The organism is Sodalinema gerasimenkoae IPPAS B-353 (assembly GCF_009846485.1).
In the GTDB taxonomy this organism is placed as follows: domain Bacteria; phylum Cyanobacteriota; class Cyanobacteriia; order Cyanobacteriales; family Geitlerinemataceae; genus Sodalinema; species Sodalinema gerasimenkoae.
This window is the reverse complement of sequence record NZ_ML776472.1, coordinates 663,854-676,160: the sequence shown is the minus strand read 5'-3', so window position 1 is coordinate 676,160 and position 12,307 is coordinate 663,854. Positions and strand designations below refer to the sequence as shown.

Annotated in this window: 14 protein-coding genes; 10 read left to right on the top strand and 4 right to left on the bottom strand. The window is 50.6% G+C overall.

The window, feature by feature from the left end; all coding sequences use genetic code 11:
- Positions 1–151: 151 nt before the first annotated feature.
- The 3 genes from L855_RS02990 to cbiT form a co-directional block, all read right to left on the bottom strand.
- A complete protein-coding gene (locus tag L855_RS02990; RefSeq protein ID WP_159783961.1) occupies positions 152–1,834 on the bottom strand; it encodes a PAS domain-containing sensor histidine kinase in 1,683 nt (560 codons plus the stop codon).
- Between the two features lie 108 nt (positions 1,835–1,942).
- A complete protein-coding gene (locus L855_RS02985) occupies positions 1,943–2,872 on the bottom strand; it encodes a phosphatidate cytidylyltransferase (RefSeq protein WP_159783958.1) in 930 nt (309 codons plus the stop codon).
- Positions 2,873–3,069: 197 nt separating this feature from the next.
- Positions 3,070–3,684, bottom strand: coding sequence for a precorrin-6Y C5,15-methyltransferase subunit CbiT (gene cbiT, locus L855_RS02980; protein ID WP_159783956.1), 615 nt, complete (start codon positions 3,682–3,684; stop codon positions 3,070–3,072).
- Between the two features lie 209 nt (positions 3,685–3,893).
- Here cbiT and ychF point away from each other — a divergent pair, with 209 nt between their 5' ends.
- A complete protein-coding gene (gene ychF / locus L855_RS02975; protein ID WP_159783953.1) occupies positions 3,894–4,985 on the top strand; it encodes a redox-regulated ATPase YchF in 1,092 nt (363 codons plus the stop codon).
- A 300-nt stretch (positions 4,986–5,285) separates the two neighbouring features.
- Positions 5,286–5,381, top strand: a complete 96-nt coding sequence (locus L855_RS21615) for a hypothetical protein (RefSeq protein WP_246198701.1) — start codon at positions 5,286–5,288, stop codon at positions 5,379–5,381.
- Here the strand turns inward: L855_RS21615 and tnpA are convergent.
- On the bottom strand, positions 5,378–5,779 hold the full coding sequence (gene tnpA / locus L855_RS02965) for an IS200/IS605 family transposase (protein WP_159783950.1): 402 nt from the start codon (positions 5,777–5,779) through the stop codon (positions 5,378–5,380). The two genes, L855_RS21615 and tnpA, sit on opposite strands and share 4 nt — an antisense overlap.
- Positions 5,780–5,838: 59 nt before the next feature.
- Here tnpA and L855_RS02960 point away from each other — a divergent pair, with 59 nt between their 5' ends.
- The 8 genes from L855_RS02960 to L855_RS02925 all read left to right on the top strand — a co-directional run bounded on the left by L855_RS02960 (position 5,839) and on the right by L855_RS02925 (position 12,269).
- Positions 5,839–7,071 carry an RNA-guided endonuclease InsQ/TnpB family protein gene (locus L855_RS02960; protein ID WP_159783947.1) on the top strand — a complete coding sequence of 411 codons (1,233 nt, stop codon included), beginning with the start codon at positions 5,839–5,841 and terminating at the stop codon, positions 7,069–7,071.
- Positions 7,044–7,235, top strand: coding sequence for a phage holin family protein (locus tag L855_RS02955; RefSeq protein WP_343039232.1), 192 nt, complete (start codon positions 7,044–7,046; stop codon positions 7,233–7,235). The genes L855_RS02960 and L855_RS02955 overlap by 28 nt, the downstream gene beginning before the upstream one ends.
- A 294-nt stretch (positions 7,236–7,529) precedes the next feature.
- Positions 7,530–7,742, top strand: coding sequence for a hypothetical protein (locus tag L855_RS02950; protein WP_192924981.1), 213 nt, complete (start codon positions 7,530–7,532; stop codon positions 7,740–7,742).
- 260 nt (positions 7,743–8,002) lie between these two features.
- Positions 8,003–8,221 (top strand): TLTLP motif-containing protein, encoded by a 219-nt coding sequence (locus tag L855_RS02945; protein WP_159783941.1) that lies wholly within the window; start codon positions 8,003–8,005, stop codon positions 8,219–8,221.
- Positions 8,222–8,340: 119 nt separating this feature from the next.
- Positions 8,341–8,850 (top strand): inorganic diphosphatase, encoded by a 510-nt coding sequence (locus L855_RS02940; RefSeq protein ID WP_159783938.1) that lies wholly within the window; start codon positions 8,341–8,343, stop codon positions 8,848–8,850.
- Between the two features lie 86 nt (positions 8,851–8,936).
- Positions 8,937–9,353: an aspartate 1-decarboxylase gene (gene panD, locus L855_RS02935; protein WP_425500547.1), complete on the top strand. Its 417-nt coding sequence runs from the start codon at positions 8,937–8,939 to the stop codon at positions 9,351–9,353.
- A 9-nt stretch (positions 9,354–9,362) separates the two neighbouring features.
- On the top strand, positions 9,363–10,328 hold the full coding sequence (gene thiL, locus L855_RS02930; protein ID WP_159783935.1) for a thiamine-phosphate kinase: 966 nt from the start codon (positions 9,363–9,365) through the stop codon (positions 10,326–10,328).
- A gap of 513 nt (positions 10,329–10,841) precedes the next feature.
- Positions 10,842–12,269: an ATP-binding protein gene (locus tag L855_RS02925; protein ID WP_246198699.1), complete on the top strand. Its 1,428-nt coding sequence runs from the start codon at positions 10,842–10,844 to the stop codon at positions 12,267–12,269.
- Positions 12,270–12,307: the final 38 nt, after the last annotated feature.

Here is a 12,307-nt window from a genome sequence, read left to right as displayed (position 1 = left end):
ATGGGGGATGGACAAGCTGCGGACACGCGACTGTTCTCTAGGGTCGACCAAGCTGACGGTCTAGCTTGCCCAGCAACGCCAGTTTACAAACTGGACAGGGATGGGGCCTATCGAGACAGTCGGCTCTGGCTTTTGATTCTACACCGTCAGCTCATCTCGGAACGTCATCTTTGGATGATCCCACTGGTAACTCGACGAGAAACTCGCTCCCACGTTTCCAGGGGCTGTCCTCGGTTTGGCCCTCATGAGAGTGGACGCGAATCTGGCCGCTATGGGTTTGCAGAATTTGGTAGCAAATCGATAGCCCCAGCCCTGTCCCGGTACCAACGGGCTTTGTGGTAAAGAAGGGATCGAAGATTTTTTCTTGTAACTCCGGCTTAATCCCCCGCCCATTGTCATGAATCGCTACCAAAATGCGATCGCCTTCAAGGGGTTTTGTGCGGATGGTGATGCGCGGCGGGGAGTCATAGCTATCATCTCTCAGGGCTGGGTCGAGAACGGCGTCGATGGCATTACAGAGCAGATTCATCCATACCTGATTGAGTTGGGCAGGATAACAATAAATCTTTGGCAGCGGTTGATACTCTTTAACCAACTCGATGCGCCCTTGAATTCGGTGGTTGAGAATCGCTAGGGCACTCTCGATTCCCTCCTGAACATAGGCTTGTTTGAATTGAGCTTCATCCAAGCGAGAAAAGTTGCGGAGAGACAGAACCAATTTTAAAATTCGTTCTGCACCTAATTTCATCGAATCGACGATTTTGGGCAAATCGGTGGTGATGAAATCCAAATCCACAGCCTCAATTTCTGCCGCCACCCGGGGAGGGGTATCTGGGACTTCTTCTTGATACAGTTTGAACAGTTCTAGTAAATCTCGGACGTAATTATCGGTATAGGCGAGGTTTCCGTAAATGAAATTGATTGGGTTATTAATTTCATGGGCCATGCCGGCCACCATTTGGCCCAGGGCATACATTTTTTCCGATTGAATTAACTGACTCTCAGCCCGTTGCCGTTCTCGTAAGGCTTCTTCAAGTTCCTGGGTTTTTTCTAGTAAACGGGCTTCACTTCGTTGCAGGGCTTCCTCAGAGCGTTTGCGCTCACTGACATCAACTCCAACCACCACGGTGGCTCGTCCTTGGTCATATTTTTGGGCAGCGGTAATGTAATAGCAGGGAGTTCCTCGGACATTAGCCCGCACCAATTGCGAGTGATAATCCACATCCCCTTCAAGAAAGTCACGAACAAACTCCACGAATTCCGGACTATTTTTTAAAAACCCTAATTCTTTGCCAACAAAGGCATCGGGAGGCATATTATAACTAGCAGCTAAGTGCCGATTAACCCCAAGATACCGGCCATCCTGACTAATCCAAGACACTAACCCTGGCACCGCATCCAGAACCGCTCGTAATTGGTCTTTTGCCCGTTGGACCTCGCGGGCCACAGAGGCCCGTTCAGAGAGGTAGCGAAAAACCGTGCAGTTATAGGCCCGCTCATCAGCGACAAGATAGGTGGCCGTAACTTCGACTTCAATCAGCTTGTGATCTCCGGTGCGATAGCGAGCTTCTTGTTCCAAAACCCCCTGTTTTTGCAATGTTTGCAGATAGCGGGGCCAGGTATCTGGTGTGAGGTTTTGGTCAATCTCCCAAAATCGAGCCTCTAAAAGTTCAGGGCGATCGCCCCCCAACAGCTGACAGGCAGCATCATTGACATAGAAAATTCTCGCCTCAACATCAGTGAGTAGCACAGCATCCGCCATACGATCCAATGATAGCTGAGCCAGTTTTCCAAGATTAGGGGGATGTCCTTGATTTAGGGGGTCAACACTCATAGTTATTTTCACTCACTCAGATGGGAAATGACTAAACCAGGACTCCCGCTGATGCAGGTTGGGGATAGAAATAAGTGAGTCACGGAGAACAGATTGAGGGTCAAAGCGTTAGTCTAGCAAGGGCAACAGCAAGGTGACAAAGTAATAGACCAACGGTGCGGTAAAAATATAACTATCGGTGCGATCGAGAATGCCACCATGGCCGGGAATGAGTTGTCCGGAATCTTTAACGCCGGCATCTCGTTTCATCATCGATTCGGTCAGGTCGCCCATAAGGCTTCCTAAGCCAATTATTAAGCCAATTGCAGCTCCCGTCCAGATCCAATACTGCCAACTTAACAGGTGCGCCCCCAAAATTCCCACTGCCGTACTGCCGAAAATCCCAAAGACGGCTCCCTCAACAGTTTTCTTGGGACTGACGGCCGACAGGCGAGTGCGACCAAAGGTTTTGCCAAAAAAATAGGCGCCAATGTCCGCGGCCCAAATGCAGAGGAAGGCTAAGACAGTGATACAAAAGCCTTGAGACAGCCAGGGAGCCGTTTCTGAGGTCCAAGGCCCCAGGCCCCAGTCTGAACCAGCCCAGCCCGGTAGACCACTGGCCACGGTGACGTCGTCGCCCCCGAAGGGAGGCCGTATGGAGAGGACCGTCAATCCATTGAGTTCGAGGCGGATGCGAATCCAATAGCTTGGCAATAGCCCGCCATAGAACAGTCCTAAGATGGAGGTGGAAATATCGGCGATGGAGGCCAGCTTCGGCTGAAATAGGAGATAGGCGCAAATCATGGCCCCCAATAGGGGAAACAAGACATTGACTAACTCCGGGGCGATCGCCGCTGTCAGCAGCAGCACTTGTGATAATACAAAGGTGGTTTTAGCAGCCGGAATCAGCCCCTTGGCGCGAACTAGCTGAAAGTACTCCCGTTGGCCCAAGAAGGCAATCACGGCAAAGAATAAGACAAACGACCATCCGCCGAGAAGGGTGGTCGTTAATGCCACAATAATGGCAACAATGCCACTGACGAGCCGAGACCAAGACATAATGTTAAAATCGTATTTGAACTAGAGTGTTGAACCGCTAGACTAAACAAGATCGGTCAACGCCAATCCCGAGATTGGCTCCTTAAACCAACCGTTGTTTCGATTCACGTTATTTCATTATCCCAGGCTTAACCGTATCTTAAGCCCCAGGGATGGCTAAAATGCTCTGACCAAACCCGACAGCGGGCGAGGGACGGCTACCGGGCGATTTTCTCACCACTGAGAATAAAAATGGGGCTAACGGCTGCCAGAACTTGATGTGTCCCCCGTGTTTCCAGACGATTGACGGCTGACTGGACCACTTCAATATGGCGGGCGGGCAACTCGGCGAAGGTTTGGGAAATTTGATAAAGGCTCTCCAGATTCCCCGCCGTGGCGACCAATCGTCCCCCCGGTTTCAGCACCTGCCACACCGTCTGCAAGATGTCTGTCACCGCTCGCCCCCCTTCAATACAAGCATGAGTCGGCGGCGGGGAGAGGTTCACGAGACAGTCGGGGGCGCTTCCTTCGACCACCTGGACATTTTCAACACCAAAGCGATCACAATTACGGCGAATCAGCTGCGCGACCTCTTCATCCCGCTCGATGGCAATAATCTTGCCCTGCCGACACAATAAGCCACTTTCAACGGCAATGGTTCCCGTCCCCGCGCCAATATCCCAGAGAACGGCATCGTGAGTTAGGCGCAGTTGTGAGAGTAAAATCAGACGCACTTCCCGTTTACTCAGGGGGATGCCAGGAAGCCGTTCAAATAACTCATCGGCAATGCCGGGGGTGACGTAGGGCCAAAGGGGAGTTGCTTCAGGGGACATGACGCTGTGGGAAAGGGTGAACAGAGGGAACACAATTGCAAAACGTAGGCGGACTCGACAGGTCAACCTCTTGAAAAGATTAAGGCATGGGACTTGCCCTTCTCGGTTAAGGTTTACAATCGGCCTGAATCTCAGGGTAAACTACCAAAGCGACTCTTGTAGCTACAAGGGTCTAACGCTGCTCAATCGTCTTAGCCCATCTTTTCAATATGCTCAGAGCCGGAATTGTCGGACTTCCCAACGTGGGAAAATCCACATTGTTTAATGCCCTGGTTGCCAATGCCAAAGCCCAGGCAGCCAATTTCCCCTTTTGTACCATTGAACCCAATGTGGGGGTGGTGGCGGTTCCCGATGACCGTCTGGGCAAGTTGGCGACCCTGTCTGAGTCTGAGCAAATTGTCCCGACTCGCATGGAGTTTGTGGATATTGCTGGCTTGGTGGCCGGTGCGAGTCAGGGAGAAGGCCTGGGAAATCAGTTCTTGGCCAATATCCGGGAAGTGGATGCGATTGTGCATGTGGTGCGTTGTTTCGAGAATGACGATATTATCCATGTCTCTGGCTCCATTGACCCAATGCGCGATATTGAGGTGATTAACCTGGAGTTGGGCTTAGCGGATTTGTCGCAACTGGAACGCCGTATGGATCGTACCCGCAAACAGGCTCGTAAGGACAAGGAGGCGGCGTTTGAGTTGACGGTGTTAGAAAAACTGGCCGAGGCACTTAATGCCGGGAAATCTGCCCGTAGTGTCTCCCTGACGCAGGAGGAAGAGGTGGCGATTCAAGCCCTTAATCTCCTCACCCGCAAGCCGATTATTTACGCCACCAATGTCTCGGAAGAGGATTTGGCGGAGGGGAACGCTTGGGTGGAACAAGTCCGGGAGGTGGCAGCCGTGGAACAGGCTCAGGTGGTAGTGGTGTCGGCTCAGGTTGAGGCTGAGTTGATTGAACTTCCTGAGGAAGAACGTCAGGATTTCTTGGAGTCTCTGGGGGTGAGTGAGGGGGGCCTACAGTCTCTGATTCGTGCTAGCTATGATTTGTTGGGCTTGCGGACTTATCTCACCACGGGCCCCAAGGAAACTCGCGCCTGGACGATTCGCGCCGGCATGACGGCCCCCCAAGCGGCGGGGGTAATTCATACGGACTTTGAACGAGGCTTTATTCGCGCTGAGACAATTGGCTGTGAGGAGTTGTTGGCGTTGGGGTCGATGACGGCGGCTAAGGAGGCGGGGAAAATCCGCAGTGAGGGGAAGGATTATGTGGTGCAGGAGGGGGATGTGGTGTTGTTTCGGTTTAATGTTTAGGCAATAGGCAATAGGTAATAGGCAATAGGCAATAGGCAATAGGCAATAGGCAATAGCGGATGTAGGGGCGAACGGTGTTCGCCCTCTCCCCCGGTTGGGGTAATCCGCTAGTGGTGTGCCCTCTCGCCTCTGTGTGCTGGCGGGAAAATACTGTCTTTGGGGGGATGCCAACTGGGCTGGGTTTGGCTTTAATGGAGGGTGATGTTACATCAAACCTACGTCCTATGGATTTAATTATCACCTGGCTCATTATGTCCGCGAGCTTTATTTATTCTCTCTAAACTTCCTCTTGGGGTCGATGTGGATACCCTGGGAACAGCGTTGATTTCGGCGGCGGTCTTTGGCATCCTCAATGCGGTTATCGAAAAACTTGGGTTTAAAACCCCGTCCTTCTAGGACGGCTTTCTCTGATTCTCAATGTATTGCCTGAGAATCTCGACAGGTGCGCCACCAACGGATGACGCAAAATAGCTCGGACTCCACAAGGCATCTTTTTTGTATGGCTTTGGTAGTCCGGCTTGTCCGTATCTACGACTAGATACACCCTTAAGACTATTGACAATCTGAGAAACCGATAACTTCGGCGGATACTCAATAAGCCTGTGTATGTGGTCGCATTCGCCGTTAAACTCCAAAATTTCAAAATCCATTTTTCTGGCGACCGTGTAGAAGAACGTTTCGAGCAACACCAGACCCTCTCGAGTTAGCACGGGTCTTCGATATTTAGTTACGCAGACTCGGTGAATTTTGAGGTCGGTGACGCTATGCCTGCCACGCCGAAACTGGGTTGCCATTCTCTGTTAACTTAGCTAATATTAGCTAATCTATGTACAGACCTACTGTAACACGAGGCATGAAAGCTAGGTATAAGTACCGCTTCTATCCAACAGACCAACAGCAGGAGAGCCTCGCTCAACTGTTCGGTTGTGTCCGTGTCGTATGGAACGATGCTTTGGCTTCGTGTCAGTCCGACAAATACCCTGGCTATAACAGGTTGTCTAAGGCGTTAACTCAGTCCAAAAAGACAGAGGAACGCCGTTGGTTGAAAGATGTTTCGTCTGTCCCGTTGCAGCAGTCGTTAAAGCAGCTAGACACAGCGTTTAAAAACTTTTTCGACTCACTAAAAGGGAAACGAAAAGGCAAAAAAGTCAGTCAGCCCAAATTCAAGAAAAAGACAAAACGTCAGGCTGCTACTTTTACTAAAGCCGCGTTTTCGGTAAAAGGCGACGTAGTGTATCTCGCAAAAATCGGCGACCTTAAGCCGATTTGGTCTAGGAAATTGCCCGCAACTCCCAGCTCTGTCACAGTCATCAAAGACTGTGCAAACCGCTATTTTTTGAGTTTTGTTGTTGAGGGCAAACCCACTAACATCGAGGCTGAAAGCCAAAGCATTGGCATCGACTTAGGACTCAAAACTTTTGCTGTAATGAGTGACGGAGAAAAAGTCAAAAGCCCTGACTACTCGAAGTTAGACCGTCGAATTCGCCAACGGCAACGCCAATTAGCGCGTCAACAGAAAGGCTCGAAGCGGAGAAACAAAACCCGGCTTCGTATTGCCAAGCTACACAACAAAATCGCAGATACACGCTTAGATTTTCTGCACAAGCTATCAACTCAGGTCGTTAGTGAGAACCAAACTATCGTCCTAGAGGACTTAAATGTGTCGGGAATGGTCAAAAATCGACGGTTAGCCCGTGCTATCAGTCAACAAGGCTGGCGAGAGTTCCGAACTCTGTGCGAGGCTAAATCGGAAAAGTTCGGGCGAGATTTTCGGGTCATTAACCGATGGGAGCCGACGAGCCAAGTTTGCTCGGAGTGTGGTTTTAAGTGGGGCAAATTAGACCTATCAGTGCGTTCGGTCCTGTGCTTGAGTTGTGAAACTGAACAGGACCGCGACGAAAACGCTGCGAGAAATATAGAAACGGTCGGCATGGGGCATCGGCACGACCTTAAACGGACGGGGAGCGACTGTAAGACCTCTTCGGAGGCGAGTTGCTGGGAACCGTCAAGAATCACCGAGGCTTCAGCGGGCGTGAGTATGTCAATAAACCAGTATTTGTGGTCTTGGGATTTCCGGTACTTGTGATTACGCTGGGGCTGTTTATGGTCGTGATCAATGCAGCTATTTTTGGACTGGCTGCCTGGCTTGTGCGTGGCTTCCACTTACGCTGGGAAATTTGGAGTGCTTTACTGGGTTCAATTGCCCTGGGCTTAATCAACTCGATTCTAAGTCATTTCCTACCGGCCTAATGGCTCAGCGAAGATTTGAAATTAGGAGACTTTAGGTCTCTTTTTTTAACGGTTTTTGCTGAAGTTTTATTTTAAAGAGTGAATAGTTTGGGTTAGACCTTGGCTTTATGTGAGGCTAAGCCCTCAATAAATGGACTTGTCAGTGACCCAAATCACACCGTTGGGGCTTTGTTGAGATTAGGACATGAGATAGGTTTTTAAGCCGGTTCAGTGCGCCGTCAGTTCACGACTTAAAGATGCTATGCTAAAACAAGATAGTAAATCTGTTTGTAACTCGTTTTAAATCCTGGAATTATGGAGACGTCAATCGACTGTGCAACGGCTTGTGTCAACGGCTGCGTTTTGGGAGACGACTGTCCCAATCGTGAATATGCAGCATCGGCTAGCGAATTTATTGATTCGACTTCCTTAGATACGATGCACGACATTGCCGAAGCGGCTCGCAGACGTAAGCTTAGTGAACCCCCGAAGTGGGTCATTCCGGACTTTCTAGATTCAAATTCCTAGGTTGCTCAAGTTATGGGGAGGCTGGAGTCCTGCCATCCATCTGAAGGATTCAACTCGGGCTAAGCAGTCTCTGAAAATTGGTCAGGGGATCTTAACCTGGACTTAAAGTCGGGATGAGAGTTTGGGGCAGTAGCTCATCAGTTTTGCTTCAGTTTTGTTGGCTCTGTCACAGTCCTGCCCTGAAAAGTTGACTAGGATAGTTTGAGGTACTGGTTGCAGTATCGATCGTGTGTTTAATAGTGGCTTAAGATCGAGTGTTTATGGAAGCGGATAGTCAATCAGCTCGTTCAGAACAACCTCCGGGAACGGGACTCGCCCAATGGGTGGGAACGTTAATTGCGGTGTTGACCTTAACGTTGCCCTTATTTGTGATTTTCGTCTATTCGGCGAGAACGGTGAATCTACCCACCTCAGAGGTGTCTGATGGGGGTGATCGCGTAGGGGAGTTGGTGAACCTTAGGCTGGCCCGACGGCGCTGAGGCAGTTTGGCGCTAAAATGATTGGGTTTGACAGCCCCAACATTGGTGCTGTCTAATGTGCCACGGTGGAGTCCCCATCGTGGGCAACCTGTCCAGTCAGTCAGTTTAGGAGCTTACCTGTGGATTTATCGCGTATTCCTGCTCAACCCAAACCGGGCCTCGTCAGTGTTTTGATTGAAATTGCCGGTGGAAGTAAGAACAAGTATGAGTTTGATAAGGACTTAGGCTGTTTTGCGCTCGATCGCGTCTTGTTTTCCTCGGTCCATTATCCCTTTGACTATGGGTTTATCCCCAATACCCTCGCTGATGATGGAGATCCCCTCGATGGGATGGTGATGATGGATGAACCGACGTTCCCTGGCTGTGTGATTACGGCTCGGCCTCTGGGAATGTTAGAAATGATTGATGGGGGCGATCGCGATGAAAAACTCCTCTGTGTTCCCGCTGAAGATCCTCGCTATGCGGAGTACACCTCTCTGGAGAACGTGGAAAAACACCGCCTCGATGAGATTGCTGAGTTCTTCCGCACTTACAAGAACCTAGAGAAGAAAGAGACGCAAATTCTGGGCTGGAAAGATTTGGATGCGGTCAAGCCTCTAATCGAGGAATGCGTGAAGGCTTACGGTTAAAATGAAACTGGAGTGAGGACTCATCTCCTGAACGGGGTTGGAGTCCTCACCGCCTCAGCTTGTCTACGCCCTAAGCCAGAGTCACCATGATGCAGCGATCGCTCCTGTACGCCAAACTCCATAATTGCACCCTGACGGGATCTAATCTTGATTATATGGGGAGCATTAGCATTGATCGCGCTCTCCTCGATGAAGTGGGAATTGTTCCCTATGAGCAGGTGCAGATTGTCAATGTCAACAATGGTGAACGGTTGATGAGTTATGTCATCTGCGCTCCACCCCAGTCCGGCTTAATTGAACTCAACGGTGCGGCGGCCCGTTTGGGAATGAAGGGCGATCGCCTGATTATTATGGCCTACGCTCAGTTTTCGGCGGAAGATCTCAAAGAACATCAGCCTAAAGTGGTGATTCTCGGCCAGGGAAACCGCATTGAGGCGGTGCATCATTACCCCCATCCCCTGGCGCCCATCGAACAGCAAACGGCTGAGGCACAATTGGTGTGATCGGCTCTTATGCAGATTTCAGACTTAGGGGAACGGGAGCTGTTGAAACGATTACAGCAGTTTTGTCCCCGAGATATTATTGGGGATGATGGAGCGGTTCTAGCGGTTCCACCGTCTCAGTCTCTGGTGGTGACGACAGATACCCTCGTCAATGGGGTTCACTTTAGCCCCCAAACGACCTCAGCGGAGGATGTGGGCTGGCGGGCGGTGGCGGCGAATCTCTCGGATTTGGCGGCGATGGGGGCGACTCCTTTGGGCATTACGGTGAGTTTGGCCCTGCCTCGGGAGACGGAGTTGGCCTGGCTCGATGGCTTATATCAAGGGATGGTTGCCTGTCTGGAGGTGTATGCAACGCCTCTTGTGGGGGGCGATCTCTGTCGCGCGTCCGAGATTAGTTTGAATATTACGGCCCTGGGTTCGGTTGCCTCGGCCATCTATCGTCATCAGGCTCGGGTGGGAGATGCGATCGTGGTCAGTGGGGTGCATGGTGCGTCGAGGGCGGGGTTAGAATTATTGCTCAACGACCTGCAATGGGGCGATTTAGACCCGCAAATTCGTGAAAATCTGATTTCTGCCCATCAGCGCCCTCGACCCCGTTTAGACCTCTTAGAGCCACTGCAACGGTTGGGGATTGGGCGCATCGCTGGGATGGATAGTTCTGATGGGTTGGGGGATGCGGTGATTCAACTGGCTCATGAGAGTGGGGTGAAGGCTCAACTCTGGGGCGATCGTCTCCCCAGTCCCCCGGGCTTATCGGCGATGGTTCCCCCAGATTTGGCTCAAGATTGGGTGTTGTGGGGCGGAGAAGATTTTGAGTTGGTGTTGTGTCTCGCACCTGAGGATGCGAAACGCTTGGTTGATGAGGTGGCAGGGCTAGCGATTATTGGTGAGATGGTAGCGGGCATGGGGGCAGAATTGCAATTGCGCGATCGCATCGAAATCCTGGCGATACAATCGGGCTTTCGCCATTTTTAAGTCAGAGTTTGTTCAGGAAAACTCCCTCAGGGGGCGATCGCAGTTCCCCCAGGCTTCGCGAATGTCATGTCTGAGTTGAGACTGAGGTCAGCATAACACTGCCCTAAATGGTTTAATAAACAGTAGTGTTTGATACAAGAACGAAATTTTTAAATTCGCTATAGTATAAAGTAAACCAGATCGAGTAGATATCCTAATCTCTTACTCTGAGACTCCCAGATAGGCTCGGTGCATCTAGGAGTGCCTTAAGGGAAGAGGACACTCCTAGCGAGTGGTAATAAGAGTATCAAAAGGTTTCCCGTTCGTCGTTCCTTATTGCCAAACTCGTCAGTGAGACTAGGCTAACCCTTGGGAAAATTGCTTGTATGAGTTCATCCCAGTTCGGCAGTTGGGTACAGATATAACGATAATGATAATAGTTACAAGATGATCGGGAACACTAAGGGTAGTAGTCTAAATAGGATAGCACCTCAAGATTGGAGCAAACTACAACAGCAAATGCAGCAGTGGAAAATGACACAGGCCGTCAATGCAGCCATTGTAAACATCAGCGGCCGACAGCGGATGTTATCACAGCGGATCGCCATGCTATCCTTGCGTTGGGCCTGTAGCCAAGATGTCCAGGAACGCGCTAACTTTCGCCAAGAAATTGCCGAGCTGGTGGACGTAATGGAACTATCCCACCAAGGCTTATTAACGGGAAATGCTGAACTTCATTTACCAGGACATCCCTCAGAAACAGTTCGAGAGATGTATTTTGAACCGCCTTGGGAAATTGACCGTCAGGTTCGTGAGTATTTGGCACAACTTCGAGAGTTGTTAGAAACAGACGACGCTGAAATCACGCCAGAGCAAGCGAATCTCCAGGCAATTCTGGAGGCAGCTTCAATGAGGTTATTGCCTGCTTTAGATGCCGTTGTGAGTCAATATCAACGGGAAAGTGAAGCCGAACAAGCTGCCATCAACCGCGATCAGATTCGACTCTATCACCAAAGTTGTCAAGCTGCTGAAAAGGCACAAAAACAAGCCCAAGAACTCGAAGCCGCGTTACAGGATCTCCATGAGATTCAGTCCAAGTTGCTGCAAACCGAAAAGATGTCTAGTTTAGGGCAGTTGGTGGCTGGAGTGGCCCATGAGATTAATAATCCCATTAACTTTATTTCGGGGAATATCACTCATGCCTCTGCCTATGTCTCGGACTTATTAGACTTGTTACGTCTATACCAAGAGAGCTATCCTCAGCCGAGGGACCCGATTCAACGCCAAGCCGAAGCCATTGACTTGGAATTTGTGCAAAAAGATATCGTTAAACTCCTGGCATCGATGAAAACGGGGAGCGATCGCATTCGGCAGATTGTCAACTCCCTAAAAACCTTTGCCCGGATGGATGAGGCGGATTATAAACGGGTTGATATCCACGAGGGGATTGAGAGTTCCCTGTTGATTCTGCAACATCGTTTTCACGGAAGCGGGAAGCACCCCCCCATCCAACTGAAACGGGACTATGGGCAACTTCCGGCCATTGACTGTTATGCCGGACAACTCAATCAAGTCTTTCTCAATATCCTCAATAATGCCATTGATGCCCTCGATGAGCGCGATCGCAACCGGACTCTGGAGGAGATGAAGACTCACCCCAGTTTGATTGAGATTTGTACCCGTCGCCTCTCTGGGAACTGGGTGCAAATTCGCATCCGAGATAATGGCATCGGCATTCCTGAATCGCACCGTTCCCGCATTTTCGATCCCTTTTTCACCACGAAACCCGTGGGCCAAGGCACTGGACTGGGAATGTCCGTCAGCTATCAGATTATTGCCGAACTCCATGGGGGCCAACTCGACTGCGTCTCCAAGCTGGGACAGGGGACAGAATTTATCATCGAGATTCCCATACAGGCGATCGCCTGCACCATCTCTCCCTCAGTGGCGAACGTTCCTTAGTGGGGAACCTTGAGACACAGGATCAACTTTAGCGCCGG

Bases quoted from the DNA above. Each gene is read 5' to 3' on its own strand.
- L855_RS02945 (WP_159783941.1), top strand. From the start codon at position 8,003: ATGGAAGCGGATAGTCAATCAGCTCGTTCAGAACAACCTCCGGGAACG.
- tnpA (WP_159783950.1), bottom strand. From the start codon at position 5,779: ATGGCAACCCAGTTTCGGCGTGGCAGGCATAGCGTCACCGACCTCAAA.
- thiL (WP_159783935.1), top strand. From the start codon at position 9,363: ATGCAGATTTCAGACTTAGGGGAACGGGAGCTGTTGAAACGATTACAG.
- L855_RS02960 (WP_159783947.1), top strand. From the start codon at position 5,839: ATGAAAGCTAGGTATAAGTACCGCTTCTATCCAACAGACCAACAGCAG.
- L855_RS02985 (WP_159783958.1), bottom strand. From the start codon at position 2,872: ATGTCTTGGTCTCGGCTCGTCAGTGGCATTGTTGCCATTATTGTGGCA.
- L855_RS02990 (WP_159783961.1), bottom strand. From the start codon at position 1,834: ATGAGTGTTGACCCCCTAAATCAAGGACATCCCCCTAATCTTGGAAAA.
- L855_RS02950 (WP_192924981.1), top strand. From the start codon at position 7,530: ATGGAGACGTCAATCGACTGTGCAACGGCTTGTGTCAACGGCTGCGTT.
- L855_RS02925 (WP_246198699.1), top strand. From the start codon at position 10,842: ATGACACAGGCCGTCAATGCAGCCATTGTAAACATCAGCGGCCGACAG.
- cbiT (WP_159783956.1), bottom strand. From the start codon at position 3,684: ATGTCCCCTGAAGCAACTCCCCTTTGGCCCTACGTCACCCCCGGCATT.
- panD (WP_425500547.1), top strand. From the start codon at position 8,937: ATGATGCAGCGATCGCTCCTGTACGCCAAACTCCATAATTGCACCCTG.
- ychF (WP_159783953.1), top strand. From the start codon at position 3,894: ATGCTCAGAGCCGGAATTGTCGGACTTCCCAACGTGGGAAAATCCACA.